This window comes from Sphingobium baderi, assembly GCF_001456115.1.
GTDB classification, from domain to species: Bacteria; Pseudomonadota; Alphaproteobacteria; order Sphingomonadales; family Sphingomonadaceae; genus Sphingobium; species Sphingobium baderi_A.
Map to the genome: position 1 here is coordinate 2,293,812 of NZ_CP013264.1, position 22,734 is coordinate 2,316,545.

General features: G+C 62.7%; 15 protein-coding genes and 2 pseudogenes. 14 read left to right on the plus strand and 3 right to left on the minus strand.

Annotated elements, in window-relative coordinates:
- Positions 1-568 precede the first annotated feature (568 nt).
- The 12 genes from ATN00_RS11330 (at position 569) to ATN00_RS22900 (ending at position 16,165) form a co-directional block, all read left to right on the plus strand.
- The gene (locus tag ATN00_RS11330; protein WP_003167773.1) at positions 569-1,984 is read left to right on the plus strand and encodes a tyrosine-type recombinase/integrase; all 1,416 of its coding nucleotides are present in this window, start codon (positions 569-571) and stop codon (positions 1,982-1,984) included.
- Positions 1,977-2,279 carry a helix-turn-helix domain-containing protein gene (locus tag ATN00_RS11335; RefSeq protein WP_003167772.1) on the plus strand — a complete coding sequence of 101 codons (303 nt, stop codon included), beginning with the start codon at positions 1,977-1,979 and terminating at the stop codon, positions 2,277-2,279. The genes ATN00_RS11330 and ATN00_RS11335 overlap by 8 nt, the downstream gene beginning before the upstream one ends.
- A 12-nt stretch (positions 2,280-2,291) precedes the next feature.
- Positions 2,292-2,672, plus strand: a complete 381-nt coding sequence (locus ATN00_RS11340) for a type II toxin-antitoxin system RelE/ParE family toxin (RefSeq protein WP_003167771.1) — start codon at positions 2,292-2,294, stop codon at positions 2,670-2,672.
- A gap of 1 nt (position 2,673) precedes the next feature.
- A complete protein-coding gene (locus ATN00_RS11345) occupies positions 2,674-3,057 on the plus strand; it encodes an XRE family transcriptional regulator (protein WP_231746265.1) in 384 nt (127 codons plus the stop codon).
- Between the two features lie 111 nt (positions 3,058-3,168).
- Positions 3,169-5,169: a site-specific DNA-methyltransferase gene (locus ATN00_RS11350; RefSeq protein WP_197413585.1), complete on the plus strand. Its 2,001-nt coding sequence runs from the start codon at positions 3,169-3,171 to the stop codon at positions 5,167-5,169.
- Entirely contained in the window at positions 5,169-7,502 is a 2,334-nt protein-coding gene (locus ATN00_RS11355; RefSeq protein ID WP_003167767.1) for a DEAD/DEAH box helicase family protein, read from the plus strand. Before ATN00_RS11350 ends, ATN00_RS11355 begins: the two co-directional genes overlap by 1 nt.
- Before the next feature lie 84 nt (positions 7,503-7,586).
- Positions 7,587-8,513, plus strand: a complete 927-nt coding sequence (locus ATN00_RS11360; protein WP_003167766.1) for a hypothetical protein — start codon at positions 7,587-7,589, stop codon at positions 8,511-8,513.
- A 99-nt stretch (positions 8,514-8,612) separates the two neighbouring features.
- Complete coding sequence (locus ATN00_RS11365) at positions 8,613-9,365, plus strand: ImuA family protein (protein ID WP_003167764.1); 753 nt, start codon at positions 8,613-8,615, stop codon at positions 9,363-9,365.
- The gene (locus tag ATN00_RS11370) at positions 9,280-10,800 is read left to right on the plus strand and encodes a Y-family DNA polymerase (RefSeq protein ID WP_003167763.1); all 1,521 of its coding nucleotides are present in this window, start codon (positions 9,280-9,282) and stop codon (positions 10,798-10,800) included. The genes ATN00_RS11365 and ATN00_RS11370 overlap by 86 nt, the downstream gene beginning before the upstream one ends.
- Positions 10,797-14,069 (plus strand): error-prone DNA polymerase, encoded by a 3,273-nt coding sequence (locus ATN00_RS11375; protein WP_062064752.1) that lies wholly within the window; start codon positions 10,797-10,799, stop codon positions 14,067-14,069. The genes ATN00_RS11370 and ATN00_RS11375 overlap by 4 nt, the downstream gene beginning before the upstream one ends.
- Before the next feature lie 79 nt (positions 14,070-14,148).
- On the plus strand, positions 14,149-14,940 hold the full coding sequence (locus ATN00_RS11380; protein WP_197413587.1) for a hypothetical protein: 792 nt from the start codon (positions 14,149-14,151) through the stop codon (positions 14,938-14,940).
- A 256-nt stretch (positions 14,941-15,196) separates the two neighbouring features.
- Positions 15,197-16,165 (plus strand): ArdC-like ssDNA-binding domain-containing protein, encoded by a 969-nt coding sequence (locus tag ATN00_RS22900; RefSeq protein WP_475630836.1) that lies wholly within the window; start codon positions 15,197-15,199, stop codon positions 16,163-16,165.
- Here the strand turns inward: ATN00_RS22900 and ATN00_RS11390 are convergent.
- The 3 genes and pseudogenes from ATN00_RS11390 to ATN00_RS11400 all read right to left on the minus strand — a co-directional run.
- A pseudogene (locus tag ATN00_RS11390) lies at positions 16,047-16,925 on the minus strand (tyrosine-type recombinase/integrase); the annotation flags it as partial. The gene ATN00_RS22900 and the pseudogene ATN00_RS11390 overlap by 119 nt on opposite strands.
- Positions 16,922-17,863, minus strand: coding sequence for a tyrosine-type recombinase/integrase (locus ATN00_RS11395; RefSeq protein ID WP_062061477.1), 942 nt, complete (start codon positions 17,861-17,863; stop codon positions 16,922-16,924). The gene ATN00_RS11395 and the pseudogene ATN00_RS11390, both read right to left, overlap by 4 nt.
- A complete protein-coding gene (locus ATN00_RS11400) occupies positions 17,860-19,071 on the minus strand; it encodes a tyrosine-type recombinase/integrase (RefSeq protein ID WP_062061472.1) in 1,212 nt (403 codons plus the stop codon). The genes ATN00_RS11395 and ATN00_RS11400 overlap by 4 nt, the downstream gene beginning before the upstream one ends.
- A 147-nt stretch (positions 19,072-19,218) precedes the next feature.
- Here ATN00_RS11400 and ATN00_RS22905 point away from each other — a divergent pair.
- Both ATN00_RS22905 and ATN00_RS11405 read left to right on the plus strand, forming a co-directional pair.
- A pseudogene (locus ATN00_RS22905) lies at positions 19,219-19,521 on the plus strand (zincin-like metallopeptidase domain-containing protein); the annotation flags it as partial.
- A gap of 379 nt (positions 19,522-19,900) precedes the next feature.
- A complete protein-coding gene (locus ATN00_RS11405) occupies positions 19,901-22,048 on the plus strand; it encodes a ParB/RepB/Spo0J family partition protein (RefSeq protein WP_003167758.1) in 2,148 nt (715 codons plus the stop codon).
- Positions 22,049-22,734: the final 686 nt, after the last annotated feature.

Genomic DNA, 22,734 nt, shown 5'->3' on the forward strand with positions numbered 1-22,734 from the left:
GGAGGGGACATAATTTATCCCTCGCCCCTTGGGGAAGAGGGGGGCGGAGACTTGGCAGTTTGCTGTCTAGTCGTAGCTGAATGATGGGGTATGCGCCGCTCGCTGGATAGCGCGCAGCTTCGCCTTCTTCCCCCTCATCCAACTGTGCCTAACTCGCTACGCGAGCAAGGCTTCATATTCTTCTCCCCAAGGGGAGAAGGGAAAAGAATGTCCGCAAACCGGCCATCCCGTGATCGCGGGTTTCAACCCTTCGATTCTCATCTTGAGAAACTGCAGCAATGCGCCGCGCCAACGGGGACATGATAGCAAGCCGGCCAGCGTCTGAGGCCAACTAAAATGGTGCGGGCGGTCGGACTCGAACCGACACTCCTTGCGGAACCGGATTTTGAGAGACCGGATATGCCCTATCCTTTGTGTATCCGGCAGTATCCGTTTTCCCGATAACCGATTGTCAGCACTAGCTTTTTTCGGTTCTCAGAGCACACATACCTAGCCGGACGTACGCTACGGTTGGCTTTCTAGGTGCACCTATTCTGCACCTGAAATCCGACCTCAACGGAGGTTAGGAATGCCCAAAATCAAGCTCACAAAGACCGCTGTCGACGCCGCAACCCCGAAGGAGCGCGATTACGAACTCCGCGATACGACGATACCTGGGTTCCTTGTCAAGGTCACCCCGACTGGCCGCAAGATTTTCATGGTCGCCTATGTTGCCCACAATGGGCAGCGCCGAAAGCCCGCTATCGGCCGCTACGGTGAGATTACCGTCGAGCAGGCTCGGGGGATCGCCCAGGACTGGCTGGCCGAAGTCCGCCGCGGTGTCGATCCAAGCGCCGAACGGGCGACCGCCCGCCAGGCGCCCACGGTCAAGGAACTCTTCGACCGCTTCATCACCGACTACTCGGAGACCCGCAACAAGCCGTCCACCGTCCATTCGAACCGCGGCTACGGCAAGCGCTACATCATCCCGGTGCTCGGCCAACTGAAGGTGCCTGACGTCACGCGCGCCGACATCTCGAACCTGATGAAGAAGATGTCGAAGAAGCCGACCAACGCCAACCGCGTTCTCGCGGCCGTGCGGAAGATGTTCAACATGGCCGAGGTCTGGGGCATGCGCCCGGATGGGTCGAACCCATGCCGCCACGTGCCGAAGTTCCCGGAACGGGGAAAGACCCGGCTGATCACCGACGGCGAGATGAAGAAGCTCTTCGCCTACCTCGCGCGCGCTGAGGCGGAGGGTCTTGAGCATCCCTTCATCCTTCTCGCGATCCGGCTCCAGTTCGAATTCGCGGCGCGCATGTCCGAGATCCTCAATCTCGAATGGGAGTGGATCGATTTCGACAATCACCGCGTCGTCTGGCCCGACAGCAAGACCGGGGGCATGTCCAAGCCGATGAGCGCCGAGGCGATCCGGCTCTTCGAAACCGCGCCCCGGCTGGAAGAGTCGGCGTTTGTCTGCCCGTCGGTCTTCGACCCCAACCTGCCGATGTCGAAGCACACCTATTATCAGGGCTGGCGTCGCATCCTGCAGCGCGCCGGGCTGCCGCATATCGGCACCCACGGCATTCGCCACCGCTCGGCCACGGACATCGCCAATTCCGGCGTCCCGGTGAAGGTCGGGATGGCGCTGACGGCGCACAAGACCGTCACGATGTTCATGAAGTACGTCCATACCGAGGATGACCCGGTACGGGCAGCGGCCGAGGCGGTGGCTCAGCGGCGCCTGTCGGTGGTGGGTGGCAAGCCTGCCCCGGCTCCAGCGCCAATTGTCGTGCCGCCCGAGCAGCCGACCATCGCACCACCAACTCAGATCGAGCTGGCGCCGACCGGGCCGGACGGCAAGCCGCTTGGCTTCGACGATGGGGCCTATACCTCGCGCACACGCGTCGGAAACTATCGCCCGTATCGCCACCGCAGCGGCGAGAACCGCGGCGTTCCTCCCGGCACCAAGCGCGCCGAGGCGAAGGAGGCGACCCATGGCTGAGAAGTCACAGTCTCAACGCCGGTGGCCTACGCCTGATATCCTCAGGCGCGCGAAGTTCGTCGACGATGCCGGCCCGATTCGGTTTGTCGATACGGAGGCCGCCGCGCGCTACCTGGCGATCGAGGCTCACACCCTCGAATGCTATCGTTCGCTGGGCGGCGGTCCCGTCTTTCACAAGTTCGGGAAATGGGTGCGCTATGCGGTCGACGATCTCGACGCGTGGGCCGAGAGCTGCCGGCGCGCGACGACGGCTTCGCCTGCCGCCCCGCGTATCCTCCCCATTGACCGAATATAGGTTCCAACCTATATGGAATGGGAGGTCGAATTCCACCCAGCCTTCGAGGCGGAGGTTCTGACTCTTGAGCGTGACGTCCGCGTCGCGTTGATCGCCGCCGCCAGGCTGTTGGCCGACTACGGTCCGCAGCTTGGCCGGCCTCACGCCGACACGCTCAAGGGATCGAAACACCCCAATATGAAGGAGCTGCGGTTCGAGGGCGGCGATGGCGAATGGCGTGCGGCCTTCGCCTTCGATCCCAAGCGAAAGGCCATCGTCCTTGTAGCGGGCGACAAATCTGGCGTCAGTCAGAAGCGCTTCTACAGGACGCTGATCGCAAAGGCGGATCTACGGTTTTCCGAGCATCTGGAAAGCCTGAAGTCCGCTAAGGAAAGCAAACGAAATGGGCCGTAGCTTGACTGAAATCGTGGCAGCGTTGCCGGCTGACGAGCAGGAAGCGATTGAAGCTCGTTATCACGAGTTGAAGCAGGAGGTTGATGGCCTGCGCGAACTCCGTCGTATTACAGGCAAGGCTCAAGCGGACATCGCGTCGGCGCTGAACATAAGGCAGCCGTCCGTCTCTCAGCTCGAAAAGCAAACCGACATGTACCTCTCGACGCTTCGCAGTTACGTGGAAGCTGTCGGAGGCAAGCTTGAACTGACAGTGAGGCTCCCTTCTCGCCCGATAATCAACCTGCAAACATTAGGTGACATCGGGCTATCGCCCCTGCGCTCGGCTCCATCGGCACGATCCCGGCCTCGAAAACGACATCCTGGGGCCCGCATGACATCGCGTTAGCGCTGCCTCCGACCAGGCGCTAAACCGGATCAAACGTCGCCGGATAGTCGAGAACGAAATAAGAACACAGCTGGCGTCGGGTGGTGTCTCGATGCGTGATTGGAGTGATGGGTGGACATTGAGAATGACGCTCTTGGCAGCGAACTAGCCAAGCTGGACAGAGATGACCTTGAAAGAATCGTGCGCGGACTCCTTTCACATGGCGTCGCGTTGAGCTTCCATGGAAAGCGCACAGCTCTGGAAATTTACCGCCGAGTGCGTCCTCGAGTCACGCGGCGCGAGCCGCGGTTGCATGTCGGGCCTGCGATCGACCAAGCGAAAAACCTTTTGATTGAAGGCGAAAACCTTCAAGCAATGGTGACATTGTATAAGTATCGCGGCGAGGTCGACCTTATTCTCACGGACCCACCCTATAATACCGGACAATATTTCCGGTACAATGATCGCTGGGATAGTGATCCTAACGATCCTGAACTCGGTACGCTTGTTGGCCGCGAAGATGGGTCGCGCCATACCAAGTGGATCAAGGCAATGATGCCTCGCCTTCAGGTGATGAAGGCGATGCTGAAGCCATCGGGCGTTCTTGCGATCTGCATAGACGACAACGAGCTATATCATCTCGGAATGATGCTGGATGAAGTGTTTGGTGAGGAGAATAGGCTCGGAATTATTAATTGGCAGAAGGCGTACTCTCCCAAGAACGACGCTAAGACGATCTCGAAGACTACCGAGTACGTCCTCGTTTATGCCAAAGATCGCACACGGGCAAAAACTGGCCGCATCGACTTGGATCGTGGGGTGGTCCGCAATCTGGACGATGACCCTGACGGCGATTGGATTCCCAGCGATCCGACGGCGCGGCAGCATCGTGACAAGACCGCCTACGCAATTCAGTCTCCGGTCACCGGATATCTTCACTATCCCAACGGCGAATACAGATTCGATGGGCAATTGCCCGAGGCACGCGCACATTGGGTCAACTTCACAAAGGCGGAGGCGCGTAAGCTGCTTGCTGAGTGGGGTAGCGAATACGTCGAAAAAGACCTCGGGGATGGCCGAGGAAAGGCACTCGTCCTGAAGGGTGCGGGGACGCGGCTTGAAAACTATGACCCCGCCAAGGACCCAGTCGTTAAGAAGGCGGCGATTCAAGCCCAACGGCGCCGAGAAGCGGGGAATTGGCCCCAGCTATACTTCCGCGACGATAAGGCTCGCCGGCCCGGATACGGCCGGCCTCGGCTAAAGAATCATCTTCATCGGATCAAGGAGGGCAAAGTCCCCACGACCTTCTGGGACGAAGAGCAGTACGATGACCCCTTCGAGATCGGGTCAGTGGCTTGGGCCCACGGCGAGTCCGGCCATACAGACCTGGCAAAACGTGAACTCGACGCTGTGGTTGGGAAGGATCACGGCTTCGATACAGTCAAGCCACTGCGCTTGCTAAAGAAGATCATTCAGATCTGGTGTCCGCCCGCCGGTCTCGTAATGGACCCGTACGCCGGCTCCGGTTCGACGGCACATGCAGTGCTAGAGCTCAACCAGGAGCAGGAAGCGGACCGACGGTTCATCTTGATTGAGCAAGGTGCCCCCGAAAACGGCGATAAGTACGCTCGCACTCTTACATGGAAGCGCTTGCACAATGCCATAACCGGCGAACGGCCAGATGGAAGCCGAGCAGAACCGCTCGGCGGCGGCTTCGAATATAGGCTGCTAACGAAGACGATCGACGCGCGTACGGTTCTATCGATGCAGCGAAGCGAGTTGATCGACATTGTGCTTACGTCCCACTGGGAAACGCAGCGCAGAAGCGCTCCGAGCTTGAGCTTCTTTGATGGTGCGGGCTACCAGTACCTCATCGGGACCGACGATGCGGGTGAGGGCTATTTTTTGATTTGGGACAACGGGGGTCCGGTCGGCTCTCTCGACCTCAATACCTACAAGACCGTCGTGACGGAGGGGAAGCGAGCGGGTGTGAAGCCTCCGTACCACGTTTATGCAAGGTACGAGACATTTCAGTCACCTAACGTGCGCTTCTGGAAGATACCGGACCGCATCCTCGCGCACCTCGGTTTGGATGAGAATGATGAGTACAACTCGTCTGAGCAGGAAATGTGATGGACGCCTTCAGTTTTCAGCAAGAGGCGTCTAGCCAGATAGCCGAACGGTTTGCCGAGTACGCCGCAAATCCTTTGATGGTAGATCGTCAAACGACGGTTCCATTCCTTCAGACGTTGGTGTCGATCACCGGTAGCGGAAAGACCCTGATCTTGGCTGAGGCCATCGCGCAGATTCGCGATCGGCTTCCGATCCAGCCCGTCGTTCTCTGGATATCTAAAGGCCGGATCGTCGTTTCACAGGCGTACGCAAACCTTTCCTCGGGGAAGTACGCTGACAATCTGCCGGGGTTCAACGTGAAGCCGCTTCTACAGGTGGCTCCGAGCGACCTCGAAGATGACTCAGTGCCGCTTCTGTTGGTGGCGACGGTCGGCAAATTTGCGGTTGAAGACAGTCAGGGAGGAGACCGGCGCGTTTACCAGGCACAACTCGACTTGGCCTCTGAATCGCTCTGGTCCCTCATAGCGAAGCGACGGACACACGGCGGGCTGCGCCGTCCGCTAATTGTAGTCTACGACGAAGGTCACAACCTCTCGGATCTCCAAACTAGACGGCTCCTCGAGCTTTCGCCGGACGCGCTGATCTCAGCAAGCGCGACTATGGCGCTACCTGGCCAGCTTGAAAATACGATTGCCCGCCTTCGCAATGATCGCGGCTGGAATGAGCAGCGCTTTACTACCGCCGTTTCAAGCCGCGCCGTTGTTGATGCCGGGTTGGTTAAGGAGCGCATCGCGATTGGCGGTTACGTCACTCCGATGGAAACGGCTATCGACGCAATGCTGGCTGACATGGGAGATGCTCAAGAGGCGTCCGCCTCCCTTCCCGTCCCCTTCAGGCCGAAGGCAATCTACGTCTGCAGCACAAATACGGTCGACGGCGTCCCTATAAGCGAGGACGTCAAGCGCCCCTTCGCAGATCGTCAGGCTCGACCGATCCTTATTTGGCGCCACCTCGTAGAAAATGCCGGGATTGATCCGTCTAAGATCGTTATCTACAGCCAACTGAAGTTTGGGCCAGGCTTTCCACCGCCGCCGTCACTTCGTCTGCTTTCTGGCGGAGACAACGACTATACCACCTTCCTAGAAGGCAACTTCGAGCACGTCATCTTCAACCTCGGCCTGCAAGAAGGTTGGGATGATCCCACATGCGGCTTCGCTTATATTGACAAGGAGATGGCCTCAGCACGGCAGATCACTCAGGTGATCGGTCGCGTCCTGCGCCAACCCGGAGCCGAGCACTATCAGAACCCCATTCTCAATACCGCGCATTTCTACATTCGCTCCGATGAGCGGGGCGTTTTTGACGAGATATTGGATGATGTTCGAACGCAACTGCTCAATGAGCATCCCGCCATCAGCCTAAGCATAAAGAAGGATGGGCGAGGTCGCATCCTTGAAAAGCTCATGCCGGAGCCGCCGCGCACAGTGCCGACTGTTGGCATTCTGTCGGCAAATGCAAAGGATCCTATCGCGGCGATTATCTCGAAAATGATGAACTTTTCATCTGGTGGTGAGAACACCATCGGCCAAGGTAGTCGCATGCTGGTTCTGCAAGAGATCGGGACCGGCAATGAAGCCACCTATGACTGGGTCGAAGTCGAACACAGCAATCGCGTGACGGCGCGTGCGATTTTTCGGCGCGAGCTTCAGCGCCTTTATTCCGGTGCCCTTAGGAGAGCCGGTGGACCGATCAATCTCGTCGATATCGAGCTTCCAAAGTTCGACGCTCTTGTCGAGCTCACAAGCCCGGCAGCCGACCATATTCGGTCAATCGCGAGAGATGTTGTCGATTGCTACATATCGAACTCACGCATTTTTCAGAATGACTTTGACGCCCCGTACTCGGTGGGACCAGTCCTTGTTGACGAAGCAGATGCCGTAGAATTCTCCAAATCCCTGCATCGCCGCTATTCTGGCTTAAATCCCCTCGAACTTCGCTTCGCGCGCGCGCTTGATAAGTCGCAGCGAGTGTGGGCACGCAATCCGCGTAACAGCGGCTTTTATTTGCCACTGTTAGATCTCGCGTCGGCCTCAACGTACTGGCCCGACTTCTTGGTGTGGGTCGACAAAACCGTGGTCGCCATTGACACGAAGGGCGATCACCTCCTCACGGATGCGACGCTAGGCAAGCTGTTTGAAATAGACACTTTGGGCGAACCAGCCAAAGTCGTACTTCGCCTAGTGTCGGAAGGAGAAGCCCAAGTGTCTCCTTCCGGCCAAATCACCAAGCTGAGCGGGATAGGCTTTACGGTGTGGAGCTGGAAAGCTGGCAAGCTGCACGCTCAACATGCGGAAGACGAGCGTGCCGCGGTCAAGAAGGCACTCACCTTTTGAAGCCGCAGCAGGACATTGTCTCTTGCTTCCATCCGGGGCGCTGCGCATCCCCGCGTAGACGTCTTGTCAACGGGTCCTAACCTGATGGCGGCCAAATCCCATCCGATCACAGCCTCGAAAATCTACTACATCAAGCTCGGGCGAGGCGGAGACTGGGAGGCCGAAAGTCTGCGCGACAGCGTCATACGGTTTGGCTATCGGGAAGCGCCTCACGAACTCTGCTCCAAAGGTGAATGGCAGGGTGTATGGGAAGCGATGAAAGCTATTCGTGGTGACGCTGGCGCCGCCACTCGTGACGTCAATCAAATTCGGGCTTTCTATGAAGCCGACGACCGGTCGATCTTCATCACCTTCGTTGGAGGCTTGCTTTATTGGTGCCGTCCCGGCGGCGAGGTCGAGTTATTGGAAGACCGTAGCCATCGCCGCACCACACTAGACGGATGGCACAGCACCAGCGCCGGCGGCACCGTCCTTTCAGCAGATCGGCTCTCAGGTAGACTGCTCAAGGTCCAGATGTTTCGAGGGACTATCTGCGATGTTCGCGCCAGCGACTATGTATTGCGCAGACTGAACGACGAGCTTGCTCCTGAGGTAGCGGCTGCCGAGGAAGCCGAGCGGGTGCTGCTAGCTGCGATCGTTGGCCTCATGCGTCTGCTCACATGGCAGGACTTCGAGCTTCTTGTCGATCTTGTCTTCTCGACCAGCGGTTGGCGACGCTTGAGCCAAGTCGGTCGCACGCAGAAGACCGTGGACCTCGAACTCATCCTCCCGAGCACCGCAGAGCGAGCGTTCGTTCAAGTCAAATCTCAAGCTTCCCCGAGCGGGCTGCGTGATTACGCGGCGCGGCTCAGCCAAGCTGACGCATACGACCGTATGTTTTTTGTCTGGCACACCGGAGATATCCCGGAAGACGATGCTCCTGCCGGCGTCGTTCTTCTCGGACCGCAGAAGCTCTCCCGTATGATTCTCGACGCGGGCCTATCGTCATGGCTTCGCGAAAAGGTGTCGTAGCCGCCCTCCACGGCAGAAAGCCGCTTGACTCGGAAGACGGGACGTAAGAACAAATAGAGAACATGATGCAGAACCTGCTCCCGGAGGTCAACAGGAAGCTTGCGGCCAGAGCCCGCCATAGAGTCCTTGCGCGCGCAGATCGAGAAGATCCAAGGCCGAAGCCGGCGCGCCAAATCGGTACTCCCCTTCGGGATCACCGAGGTGGATTCACGACTCCCTGGCGGTGGTCTCGCGCTCGGCGCCCTGCATGAGATAGCCGGCGGCGGTAACGGCGCGGTCGACGGGGCGGCAGCCGCCTCGTTCAGCGCGGGCCTCGCCGCCCGCACCAAGGGCAAGATCCTCTGGTGCATCACGCGCGCGGACCTGTTCGCTCCGGCCATCGCTCAAGCAGGCCTCGCAAGCGACCGCGTGATCTATCTCGAAGCCGGCGACGATAAGACTGTGCTCGCCTGCATGGAGGAAGGACTGCGCCACGGCGGCCTCGGAGCCGTGATCGGCGAGGTCGCCCGTCTTTCCATGACAGCGTCGCGGCGGCTGCAACTGGCGGCCGAAGGTACGGGCTCGCTCGGGATCGCCCTGCGGCGCTGGCGGCGACAGACAGAGGCAACGGATTTTGGCCAGCCGACCGCGGCGATGACGCGCTGGCGTGTGTCCGCGCTGCCCTCGACGCCGCTGCCTGTTCCCGGCGTAGGCCGCGCCCGCTGGCTGGTTGAACTCATCCGCGCGCGAGCGGGCGAAAGTGCCGATTTCGAGTTGGAGGCGTGCGATGACACGGGTCGTCTCGCTCTTCCTGCCGAACTGGTCCACGGACCGGCTTCGGCGGAAGGCTGGCGACGCGGCGCCTCCGGCTGAGGCGCCGCTCGTCCTGATTGGCCGCGACGGGAACAGGCGGGTGGTGCTGGCGGCGAATGCTGCGGCCCAGGCCGCCGGCCTGCACGCCGGCATGCCCGTCACTAAGGCGCAAGTCCTGGTGCCGGGTCTCCTCGTGCAGGATGCCGATCCCGCTGCCGACGCCGAGGCGCTTGAGCGTCTCGCGGTATGGCTTCTCCGGTATGCGCCAATCGTCGCCCCCGATCCGCCCGACGGCCTCATCATTGACTCGACAGGCGCGGATCATCTCCACGGCGGGGAGACTGTCATGCTGGACGGCTTGATCGGGCGCCTCGCCATGTCCGGGATCTCCGCGAGAGTCGCGATAGCCGACACCTGGGGAGCAGCCCATGCGCTGGCCCGATTTTCAGCGCAGCCGGCTGTCATCGCGCCCGAGGGCCACGGCTCGCCCATCTTGGAGCGTTTGCCGCTAGAGGCGTTGCGCATTCCATCTCCCACCATCGCGGCGCTTCGCACGCTCGGCTTCCGAACGGTCGGCGACCTTCTGGCGCAGCCGCGCGCGCCGCTCACCCTTCGCTTCGGCCCCGAACTCGGCCGACGCTTGGACCAGGCCTTGGGCATTGCGGCCGAACTCATCGAGCCGGTCCGTCCGGCCGATCTCATCGAGGTGCGCCGGGCCTTCGCCGAGCCGATCGGCGCGGCCGAGACCATCGCCCGTTACATCGGCAAGCTTGTCACCCAGCTCTGCGAACGTCTGGAGGAAGGCGGCCTCGGCGCACGCAGGCTCGATCTCATCTGCCACCGCGTCGATAGCCGGGCCCAGGCCGTGCGGGTCGGCATGGCCACGCCGGTCCGCGATGCGAAGCGGCTGACGCGCCTCCTGTGCGACAAGATCGAGACCATCTCGCCCGGCTTCGGCATCGAGGTGATGACCCTCGCCGCAAGCGTCGCTGAGCCGCTTGAGCGCAAGCAGATCGTCAGCTCGCTGGTCGAGGAGAGCACCCCGGACGTCTCCGATCTCATTGATACCTTGATGAACCGCGTGGGCGAGCGTGCCCTCTATCGGCTTGCACCGGTCGCCAGCGATGTTCCGGAGCGGTCTGTCTGTCGTATCCCGGCGATGGCGGCCGACACGGGAGCGGGCTGGCCCGGCCATTGGCCGCGGCCCTCCCGGCTTCTGCCGGCCCCTGAGCCGGTCGAGACCGTGGCGTTGCTTCCCGACCATCCGCCGGTGTCGTTCACCTGGCGCGGCATCCGCCGCCGCCTTCGGCGTGGCGACGGGCCGGAGCGCGTGTTCGGCGAATGGTGGAAGCGCGATGCCGAGCTGGTTGCCGTCCGCGACTATTTCCGGGTCGAGGACGATGCCGGCGAACGCTACTGGCTGTTCCGCGCCGGCGATGGCGAAGATGTCGCCACAGGCTCGCACCGCTGGTTCATTCACGGGGTCTTCGGATGAGCGAGCCCCGCTACGTCGAACTTCAGGTCACCTCGCATTTCAGCTTTCTCCGGGGGGCCTCATCTTGCGAGGAGCTGTTCGCCCAAGCCGCGCTCGCCGGGATCGAAGCGCTGGCCGTGGTGGACCGGAATTCGCTCGCCGGCATCGTCCGGGCTCATGAAGCGGCGAAGACAACCGGGGTTCGCCTAATTGTCGGCTGCCGTCTCGACCTCACCGACGGCATGTCGGTGCTGGTCTATCCAACCGACCGACCCGCTTATTCCCGTCTCTGCCGGCTGCTGTCGCTCGGCAAGCGGCGCGGCGGAAAGGCGAAGTGCGTGCTCGAATGGCAGGACCTCGTCGCCTACGGCGAAGGCTTGATCGCCGTGCTCGTGCCGGAGCTCGCGGACGAGGAATGCGGCCTTCGGCTGCGCCGCTTGCGCGATGCGTTCGGCGATCGGGCTTACTTGGCTTTGACGCTGCGTCGCCGCCCCAACGATCAGCTCCGTCTTCACGAGCTTTCCAACCTCGCCGCCCAAATCCGGGTCGCGACCGTGGTAACGAACGACGTCCTCTTCCACGAGCCGGCCCGCCGCACCCTCCAGGACGTCGTCACCTGCATCCGGCACAACGTCACGATCGACACGATCGGCGACCGCCGCGAGCGTCATGCCGACCGCTACATCAAGCCGCCCGAGGAGATGCACCGTCTCTTCGGCCGCTACCCCGAGGCGCTCACCCGAGGCCTGCAGATCGCCGACCGCTGCCGTTTCAATCTCGACGAGCTGGCCTATCAATATCCCGAGGAGCGCGACGATCCTGCCCTTACGCCGCAGGAGACACTGGCCAAGCTCACCTGGGAAGGCGCCGCCGCGCGCTATCCGGACGGCGTGCCTGACAGCGTGACCGCCGCGCTTCAACACGAGCTGCGGCTGATCGAGAAGCTCGACTACGCGCCGTACTTCCTGACCGTGAATTCGATCGTCCGCTTCGCGCGATCGAAGGACATCCTTTGCCAAGGCCGTGGATCAGCCGCCAACTCTGCGGTGTGCTACGTCCTCGGCATCACGTCGATTGATCCCGGCCGGAACGATCTTCTCTTCGAGCGCTTCGTCAGCGAGGAGCGGCGCGAGCCGCCCGACATTGACGTCGATTTTGAACACGAGCGGCGCGAGATCGTCATGCAGTGGGTGTTCGACACCTACGGCCGCGACCACGCCGCGCTCTGCTCGACCGTCATCCGCTATCGCACCAAGGGCGCGCTGCGGGATGTCGGTAAGGCGCTTGGCCTCCCCGAGGATTTGATCGGCACCCTGTCGTCGCAGGTCTGGGCCTGGTCGGAGGAAGGCGTTGAACAGAAGTACGTCGAGGAGCTGAACCTCAACCTAGCCGATCGCAGGCTTCGCCTGACGCTCGACCTCGCCCGGCAGCTCATAGGCGCGCCGCGCCATCTTAGCCAGCATCCTGGCGGTTTCGTGCTGACCCATGACAGGCTCGACGACCTCGTGCCGATCGAACCGGCTGCGATGAAGGACCGGCAGGTCATCGAATGGGACAAGGACGATATCGACGCCCTCAAGTTCATGAAGGTCGACGTCCTGGCGCTCGGGATGCTGACCTGCATGAAGAAAGGGCTGGACCTCCTGGCTGAGCACAAGGGCGTCCATCTCGACCTTGCCTCCATCCCGGCCGAGGACCCGCGCACTTACGCGATGATCCGCAAGGCGGACACGCTTGGCACCTTCCAGATCGAGAGCCGCGCACAAATGTCGATGCTGCCGCGCCTGAAGCCGCGCACCTATTATGACCTCGTCGTCCAGGTCGCGATCGTCAGGCCCGGTCCGATCCAGGGCGACATGGTGCATCCCTATCTTCGCCGCCGGGAGGGCCTCGAGCCCGTCCACTATCCGAAGCCTGAGCTGGAGAAAGTGCTCGGCAAGACGCTCGGCGTGCCGCTCTTTCAGGAACAGGCGATGCGTGTCGCCATCGAATGCGCCGGCTTCACCCCCGGCGAGGCCGACATGCTCCGCAAGTCGATGGCCACCTTCAAGTTCACCGGCGGCGTCTCGCGCTTCCGTGACAAGCTGATCGCCGGCATGGTCGCCAACGGCTACGAGCAGGCGTTTGCCGAGCAGACCTTCAAGCAGCTTGAGGGCTTCGGCAGTTACGGATTCCCGGAAAGTCACGCAGCCTCTTTTGCGCTGATCGCCTATGCCTCGGCCTGGCTCAAATGCTGGCACCCGGAAATCTTCTGCGCCGCGCTGCTGAACAGCCAGCCCATGGGCTTCTACGCGCCGGCCCAGATCGTCCGCGACGCGCGCGATCACGGCGTCGAGATCCGCCCCGTCTGCGCCAACGCCTCCCGATGGGACTGCACGCTCGAGCCCACCGGCAGCGATGAGCGGTTCGCCGTTCGCCTTGGTCTGCGCATGGTCAAGGGGCTCGCCAACGCCCACGGCGCGTCGATCGTCACGGCCAGGGCGGACCAGCCCTTCGGCTCAGTGGACGATCTCTGGCGCCGTGCCGGCGTGCCCGTTACGGCGCTCACGCAGATCGCCGAAGCCGACGGGTTTCGCCCGCCCTTCGGTCTTACGCGCCGTGAGGCGCTATGGGCGATCAAGGCTTTGCGCGACGAGCCGCTTCCGCTCTTCGCTGGCGCGTCGGCCCGCGAGGCGGAAATCGTGCCTGAGGTCGCCGAGCCGGCCGTTATCCTGCGCCCGATGACGGCGGGCGGTGAAGTCGTCGAAGACTATCGGCATGTCAGCCTGTCGCTGCGGGACCACCCGGTCTCGTTTCTGCGCCAGGAGCTGCGCCGTCGTCGTGTGGTCTCCTGCCAGGAGGCGATGGACGCAAAGGACGGCCGATGGCTGGAGGCGGCCGGCATCGTGCTGGTGCGGCAACGTCCCGGCAGTGCCAAGGGCGTCATGTTCATCACGCTCGAAGATGAGAGCGGGATCGCCAACCTCGTGGTCTGGCCCAAGGTCTTCGAGCAGAACCGCCGCACCATTCTGTCGGCCGGCATGATCGCGGTGCGCGGGCGCGTTCAGCGGGAGGGGGAAGTGGTCCATCTTGTCGCCCAGAGGCTGACCGATCTCTCCGCCGAGTTGGCCAGCGTTGGCGAGCGCGACACGGCCTTTCCATTGACGCATGGGCGCGGCGACGAATTCCACCATGGTTCGCCAACCCCGGACCCTCGCGGTCAGCCGCCGAAAACGGTTCGACCGCGCGACATCTACATACCCGACCTGCACATCGATACGATCAAGGTGAAGACGCGGGATTTTCAGTAAAGGTTAGCGCCAGTGGGAAATCTCGTTCCAACTGAATAGTCATCTCTGAGACAACAGGGCAGTGAGGACCAACAAAGAAATGGGTGATTGGGACATCGGAGAAGACTGGATGAGCCGGATGCAGGGAATCGGCGAAAAGACGCTTGGCCCCGTAGCGATACATGGCGGGTTACAAATGAAGCGCCGAGAGCAAAACCGCGCTGCCTTCAAAAACTCAAAAGAATGGGGGCTGATTACACAAGCGCACGCATCTGCGGTCAACGCTCTGGTCAACTTCCTCTCACGAATAGCCGGAAAGCCAATTCCCGCCGATCGTGAGGACGTACAGGGTCAGGCAGCGCTGATCGCCCATTTTGTCCAAGGGATCGACCTCTGTGAAACGGCAATCGTTGAAGGGTTCTATCCTCAGGCCGCAACGCTGCTGCGCCAGCAGCACGAAATCATCGCGGCTGTCGAAGAATTCACCGTAGGTCGGCGCAAGGACGGAAAGACGCCGCATGCGACCATCGGTGTTCTTCGTGACATGGGGCGGACCTACGGCGACCTCAGCGGTGGTGCCCATGTCTCGCACGCGAATCTGCTCAAAAACTTCGTTATTATGGCGATCGGTGAGCACGACGGTCCTTCGCTGCTACCGATCTACCACCATGAAATCACCCTCAACTTTTATGCGCTTCACGTCAGTTACATCCTCATGATGGCCCAACTGGCCGGCGAGGTGGAGAACAGCGTGACCGGGGACACCCTCAATCCCGACGAAGTGAAGCTGCTTTTCGTCGGACGCCAGATTCTTATGGATCTCGGCTTGATCAGGTTCGAGGAACCTCCCAATCCTCAGGAGGCACCCGCGAAGGGCTGTGCGACGGATTAGGCCGACGCCGTTCTCGCCGTGCGGTTTGTACGGAGGCTGGCGGTGGCCGTTTTGACGTGTGGGGCGGTTAGTTCTTCCGCAGAAGCAGGTTTTAACGGGGGAAAGCCTTCCCCCTGGCCGGCACTGCGTTGCCGGCGCACCCCTTCTGCGGGGAGACCCCGCAACGCCCCCTTCAGAGTGAGAGTGCGGACCGGGTTTGCCGTGACGGGTTGAGGGCTGGAGAAGAGGTCTCCGGCGCCCGTCGCGGAGAACCGCGATGTCCAGACAGGATCGCAGCGCGCGCGCCGGCTCGGATCGGGCGAGCCTTTACGACGATATCACAAACAAGATCATCGACGAACTGGAGGCCGGCCGCTTCCCCTGGGTTCAGCCCTGGGGCTCGGCCGCGGTCAAGGCGCCGCTTGCCATGCCGCAGAACGCCGCCACAGGCCGGCGCTATTCGGGGATCAATGTCCTCATTCTCTGGGGCGCCGTCATCGAGCATGGTTTCCCCGGCCAGAGCTGGCTCACCTTCCGCCAGGCGCTTTCCCTCGGCGGCAATGTCAGGAAGGGCGAGCGCGGCACAACCGTCGTCTATGTCGACCGTTTCACCCCCGAGGACGAAAAGCGCCGCGCCCGTGAGGCTGGCGGGGACGCTCAGGCGATTCCGTTCCTGAAGCGCTTCACGGTCTTCAACGCTGCTCAATGCGATGGCCTGCCCGAGGAAGTCGCCGCCGTCGCACCGCCGCCCGAACTGGGCCTGATTGAGCCGCGCGTCGAGGCCCTGATCCGGGCGACCGGCATCGATTTCCGCATCGGCGGAAACCGCGCGTTCTATGTCCCGACGCATGACTATGTCGTCGTTCCGCCGCCGCAGGCGTATTTCGAGCCGATCAACTGGCACCGTACGGCCCTGCACGAGCTCGGACATAATGCCGTGATCCGGATTATGCCGCATGGGTTCCGCTGGAAGCTGGATTTCCGGGCATCGGCCATGCGTCTGTTCGGCATAATCAGAGCCCTTCCAAGAACGCGAGGAGTTGATCGTCGGGCCGGAACCGGCCTGACGGGGTGGGCGGAGCCGCGACGCGAGCGAGCGCCTTCTCCTTCATCCGCATGTCGGCGTGGATGTAGATCTGGGTTGTCTCGACGTTCTCGTGACCAAGCCAGAGCGCGATCACCGCAGGATCGACGCCGTGGTGAAGCAAGTCCATCGCCGTGCTGTGGCGCAGCGTATGCGGCGTGACCCGCTTGGCGCCGATGCTCGGACACGCGCGCGATGCCGTGAGGCAGTGCTTGCGGACCAGATGTTCGAGTGCGTCGCGGCTCAGCCGTTCGCCCCGGATCGACGGGAACAGCGGTCTGCTCTCGTCCTTGTCGTTGCCGATCCACGCCGCCAGCAGCTTGGCAGTCTCGCGACGAAGCGGTGTGGCGCGCTCCTTCCGGCCCTTGCCCATGCAACGGATGTGTGCGCCACTTCCGAGCACGACATCCCCGCGCGTGAGGCCAACCAGTTCGGATGCCCGAAGGCCCGTCTGGACCGCGAGCAGCAGCAGCGCATGATCGCGCCGCCCTGCCCATGTCGTGCGGTCCGGCGCTGCCAGCAACGCCGCGATCTCGTCGGCGTCGAGGAACGTCACCGTGCGCTTCACATAGCGTTTGTTGGGCATCGCGAGGATGCGCTGGCAGTGCAGCAGCCAGGTCGGATCGCTCATCGCCACGTAGCGGAAGAACGAGCGGATCGCGGCGAGCCGGGTGTTGCGGCTGCGCGCGCTGTTGCCACGCGCCGTCTCGGTATGGACGAGGAAGTCGGCGACCAGATCGGCGTCGATATCCTCGACCGTGAGCCTGACCGGCGGCTTGCCGTGGTGGGCGCTCGCATACCGGAGCAACAGCCGGAACGTGTCGCGATAGCCTGCGACCGTATGACGGCTCGCCTCCATCTGGACGCACAGCCGGTCGGTGAAGAAGCGCTGGATCAGCGCAGGCAAGGCAACCGCGCTCATTGGACTGCCTCCCGGCCATCGGCCGTTGCTCGCGCCATCGCCAGATCGAGCAGTTCCGGGACCGCTTCCAGATACCAGTATGTGTTGGAGGGATCGCTATGGCCCAGATAGGTCGTCAGCCGGATCATCTCGCGCGCCGGGTCTTTGCCTGTGCGATACCAACCGATCATCGTCTTCACCGCGAAGGTGTGGCGAAGGTCGTGGATGCGCGGCCCCCGGCCATGCTTGCAGTATGGCTGTGGAGTCCGAAGCCCGATCTGCTGGCAAGCCCGCGCGAAGTTGTAGCGGGCCGCGCAGTCAGTGAGCCTCGTCCCCTTGTCTGTGACGAACAGCGGCTTGGCCGGATGGCCGAGCAGCCGGTCGCGTTCGGCAAGATAGTCGATCAACGTCGCGACGACGCTCGGATCGAGCGGCAACAACCGCTCTTTGCCGAGCTTGCCTTGCCGGACGCGCAGCACGCCATGATCGGTATCGAGGTCATCACGATCAAGCCCGAGCGCCTCGTTGATCCTCAGGCCCGTGACCGCGATCAGCCCGAACAACGTCGAGCAGGTCAGCCCGCGCAGGCCGTAGATCGATGGCAGCGTCTCGGCCGCTGCGATGATCGACCCGATCTCGGCATCGGTGTAGATATGCGGGCGCGACCGCTGGAAGCCTCCCGGCAAGAGGCCGCGCGGCGGCGGTTCGTGCCCCGGATCGAAGCTGCTCAGCCACTGCGCGAACAGCCGCACGATGCTGAGCCTCGCCGCTCGCGTCGATGGGCAGGCTTCGGCCAGCGTGGCGTGCCAGCGCAGGAACAGCGCCGTATCGATATGGGCGGCGCCCTCGTGGTCGGCGAACCGGGTGAAGCGACGCAAGATGCGCTCGCTGGTGCCAAGGTCGTAGCCGAGGCTGCGGCGAACGCTCAGATAGCGGTCGAGCTGGGAGGCGAGGCTCATTGCGCGCCTCCCGCCACCGGCCAGGGCAGCGCGACCGATCGCAGTCCGTCGATGTCGAGCCGGGCATATATCATTGTCGATGATCGGGAGCGGTGCCGCAGCACGTCGCCCACCTCGTCGAGCGACGCGCCCGTATTCACGAGCTGGGTGGCAAGGCTATGACGCAGAAGGTGCGATCCCACATAGGGCGTCGCCGGCTTCTGGCCGGTCGCCTTGAGGGCATCCTTGAGGATGGCGTTGACGATCTGCCCATCCTTGAACGGGCGATGAGGCGCGCGATGGGTGACGAACATCGTGCGGCAAGCCGCCGGTCCTCGCTCCTCGCGAAGATAGCGGCTCAGCGCGTCGCCGACCTCCACGGTGATCGGCACGCGGTCGTGCAGTTGGCCCTTGCCACGCACCGTAAGCTCGCCCGAGCGCCAGTCGATATCATCGAGCTGGATCGCGATGACCTCGGCCGCGCGCAGGCCAAGCCGGGCCATGAGCAGCAGCATCGCATAGTCCCGCGCGCCATGTCGGGGATTGTCGCGCACGCAAGCCAGCACCGCCTCGACGCCTTCCGGCGACAGGTGGCGCGGCAGTCGCGCTCCCCAGACCTTCGCCGTCTTCGGCACGCTCAGCGCCAGATTGGTCGCCGTGGCCCCGCAGCCGAACAGATATTGAAGGAAGATACGGACATGGGTGGCGACCGTCTTGTCGCGACGGGCGCTGGTCAGCACATGCTCCATGAAGCCGATCACGTCAGCGGGACGCAGGCTGCCCGGATCGATGATCGTCTCGCCGAAGCGATAGTCGAGGAAGCGGCGCGCGAAGCCTATCGTATGGGGGATGCTCCGCGGACTGAGGCCGCGCTGTTTGACGAGATAGGTCTCGAAGTCCGCCAGCAGTGTCGCGCGCGCCTGCTGCACCTCGGTCAACGGCACCGGCTGCGTCACGCCGATATCGAGCAGATGCTGCGCGAAGCGACGGGCCAACTTATACGGCCATGCCGTGCCCGCATGCTTGCGCGGCACCTGGCGGCCCACCTGCTCGGCCATATCGAGCGTCAACGCCGAAGGACTGATACCCTCAGCATCCATCACGCGGCCCACTTTCCGCAGGATCAATCGATAGGCATTGATCGTGGCGGGCGTGTAGTTCTCCGCCGCAAAACTCTCGGCGAACGAGTCCAGATAAGGCTCGATGCTGGTCTGCAAATATTCAGGCATGATCGTCGTGCTCCATGTTGTTGGAGCGACGAAGATTATGCCGAATGGGATTGGCGCGATCATACTGCCAACCGCGCGCTGCCGACCAGATGCGGCATAATCCGGATCACGGCATTATGACCCTTATGCCGATATCGGCATAAGACCCACGCGACGGGCCATCCCTCGCGCCTCGGCCGTGATTTTTCCGGCTCCTTCGGCACCAAGAAATACGCCTTCGAGGAGCTGATCGCCGAGATCAACGCGGCCTTCTGCTGTGCCTCGTTCGGTATCGCTCCAACCGTCCGCCATGCCGACTATATCGGCTCCTGGCTGGACGTCCTGCGCGAGGACAATCGCGCCATCGTCCGAGCCGCCTCCCAGGCCAGCAAGGCGGCCGACTGGCTTCTCAGCTTCCTGCCGGATTCCGGCGGCATCGACCAGAACGACGATGAGAGGGAGGCGGCGTGATGAACGCGCTCGCCTTTCCGGGCTTCGTTCCCGCCCCCGCGTAGTTGGCTGACATCCGCCTGCGCGTCCTCAGTCTCGCCGCCGGTATCAAGTCCACCACGCTGGCCCTGATGGCGGCGCAAGGCGAAGTCGGCCCAATATCGTGCCCTTTCCCGTCTACATCGTCTCAGCCGGGATCTCCTCCAATCTGCAGAGGCGCAAAGCCGCTTCTGCGGCTTTCCGGGCTTTCGGGTTTCTGGGCGCCCTGAACATCGCCGTTCCGTTCTCGCCCCTGGCTAGACGATAGGCCTGACCAGCAGAGTGAGAGGGAGGTGGGGATTTTCGTGACGGGTTCGGGTCGAGAGAGAGGCTCTCGGCGCCCGTCGCGGAGACTACCACGATGGCTACTGCCGCCCAGAAAATCATCCTGTCGCCTTCCCGCGACATCCCCTTCAACAAGCTCGTGCTCAGCCAATCCAACGTCCGACGTGTCAAGGCCGGCGTCTCGGTCGAGGAACTGGCCGAGGACATCGCCCGCCGAGGCACGCTCCTCCAGAGCCTCAATGTCCGCCCGGTCCTCGACGCCAGGGGCGATGAGACCGACATGTATGAAGTTCCCGCCGGCGGTCGCCGCTATCAGGCGCTCGCCATCCTCGTGAAGCAGAAGCGTCTCGCCAGGACCGCGCCTGTGCCCTGCGTCGTGCGTGATCCCTCGACGTCGATTCTCGCCGAGGACGACAGCCTCGCCGAAAACACCCAGCGCGTGCCGCTGCATCCTCTCGATCAGTTCCGGGCCTTCTACGACATGCGCCGCAAGGGCATGAGCGAGGAGGAGATCGCTGCCGCCTTCTTCACGACCGCGCAGGTTGTGAAGCAGCGCCTGCGTCTGGCCTCTGTCTCGCCCACGCTCCTCGGCATCTATGCCGAGGACGGCATGAAGCTCGAAGAGCTGATGGCCTTCACCGTCAATCCCGACCATGCCCGCCAGGAGCAGGTCTGGGAGACGGTCCAGACCTCCCACAATCGCCAACCCTGGTATATTCGCCAGTTGCTCACTGAAACCACGGTGCCGGCCACCGACAAGCGCGCCCTGTTCATCGGCATCGAAACCTATGAGCAGGCGGGCGGCAGCGTGCTGCGCGATCTCTTCCAGACCGATAGAGGCGGCTGGCTTCAGGACCCCGCGCTTCTCGACCGCCTGGTCGCGGAGAAGCTCAAGACCCTCGCCGAGGAAATCGCCGCCGAGGGCTGGAAGTGGATCACCGTCGATACCGATCTGCCCTATGGCTACGATCAGGGGCTGCGGGCGCTCGACTTCACCCTCGTCGATCTGAACGATGACGAGCGCGCGGCCCGAGAAGCCCTGCGTGAGGAATACGAACGGATCGAGGCTGAATACTCGGAAGCCGATGAGCTGCCGGACGAGATCGACCAGCGTCTCGGCGAGATCGAGACGGCGCTCGAAGCCTTCGAGAAGCGCCCGGTCATCTACGATCCGGCCGACATCGCGCGTGGCGGCGTCTTCATCAGCGTCGACCGCAATGGCGAGCCCGTCGTCGATCGCGGCTATGTGCGCCCGGAGGACGAGACGCCGGTCGGCGTCGAGGACCCCGACGGCGAGGCCGAAGCCACCGGTACCGAAGTCGCGGCATCCGGCACCGTTCAGCGCGCCGTCATCACCATCGGCGGCCAGTCGGCCGAACCGGAGGATGACGACGAGGAAGACGTCATCAAGCCGCTGCCCGAACGGCTCGTTACCGAGCTGACTGCGCACCGCACCCTGGCGCTCCGCGATGCCGTGGGCGCCAATCCCCAGGTCGCGTTTACCGCCTTGCTGCACAAGCTCGTGCGCGACACCTTCCAGCGGACGGCCACCTCCGGCGCCAGCCTGCAGGCGTCCGTCAATCACGTCTTCTTCCGCGAACAGGGCAAGGATCTCGCCGAGACGGCCTATGCCAAGTCCGTCATCCAGCGGCATGAGGACTGGAAGGCTGACCTACCAGCCGATGAGGATGCGCTGTGGGACTGGCTCGCCGTGCTCGACGACGCCAGCCGCATGGCGCTGCTCGCGCATTGCGTCAGCTATGGGATCAACGCCCTCTATGAACGGCCGAATCCCTACAGCGGCAGCGGCGTGTCGCAGTCGGGCCTCGACCGGCGTATGGCAGAGGCCGATCGACTGGCCCGCGCCACCGGCCTCGACATGGTGGACGTCGGCTTCCGACCCACGGTCGAGAACTATCTCGGCCGCGTCACCAAGCCCCGCATTCTTGCGGCCGTCCGCGAAGGCGCGGGCGAACGCGCGGCCCAGCTCATCGACCACTTGAAGAAGGGCGACATGGCCAAGGAGGCCGAACGCCTGCTGGCCGACAGTGGCTGGCTACCGGAGCCGCTGCGCCTGATCGACCATGACGAGCCGACCACATCCGATACCTCGGAAGGCGAGGCCGAGACTGCGCTCCCAGCCTTCCTTGCCTGTGAGGACGAGGACGAGGAAACCGCCGAAGACCCGGAAGCCGAGGCGCCAGCGATGATCGCCGCGGAATGACGCCAAACCCCGGCGGGCGGTCGAAGCCGCCCCGCCGTCTTCATTTTCAGCTTCAAGGCCCGGCGATCCGTCGTCGGGCCTTTTTTCATTTTCAGGGAACTCCCACCTCCGACATTTATCTACCAGCCGGCCGTCAAATGGCGGTAGCCGGTTCCCCTCTCAGTGGGATTTCCGCTCATAGACGTGATTGAGGTTATCGGCTTGGTGCTGGAGGCTCCTCGCCACCGTTGCAGCCGCGGCCCGGTTCGGAAACGCCCCTGTTGTCATCCCGTTCAGGCTTACGCACCACCCATCGGGCTTCTCAATGACCGTATAACGCCGTCGCTCTCCACCGACATTGGCGGACTTACCCGTCACATAGCCACTCATCATGAGCGTCGATCGCTTCGTTGATTCGGTGTGTCGGACTTCGTCCAAACCCCGAAGGCCGCCCCGATAACCGCCATCGCCATACGCCAGGATGATCGGCTGCTCTCGTTCGTCTTCATCGTTGCCCGCAAAAGTGCATTTCTGCTCATGGTTTCACCTCAACAAGAGGCCGCATCAAAGCTTCGAGCGCGTATGAATTCCATCCTGACGCAACCGGCCGCTCATAGTATTCTCATCAATTCGACCGGTGGACCTCGGCGCCATGCAACGCCATAGCGGGCCAAGCTCGTGCCCGGACAGCTCAGACCCTCAAACAT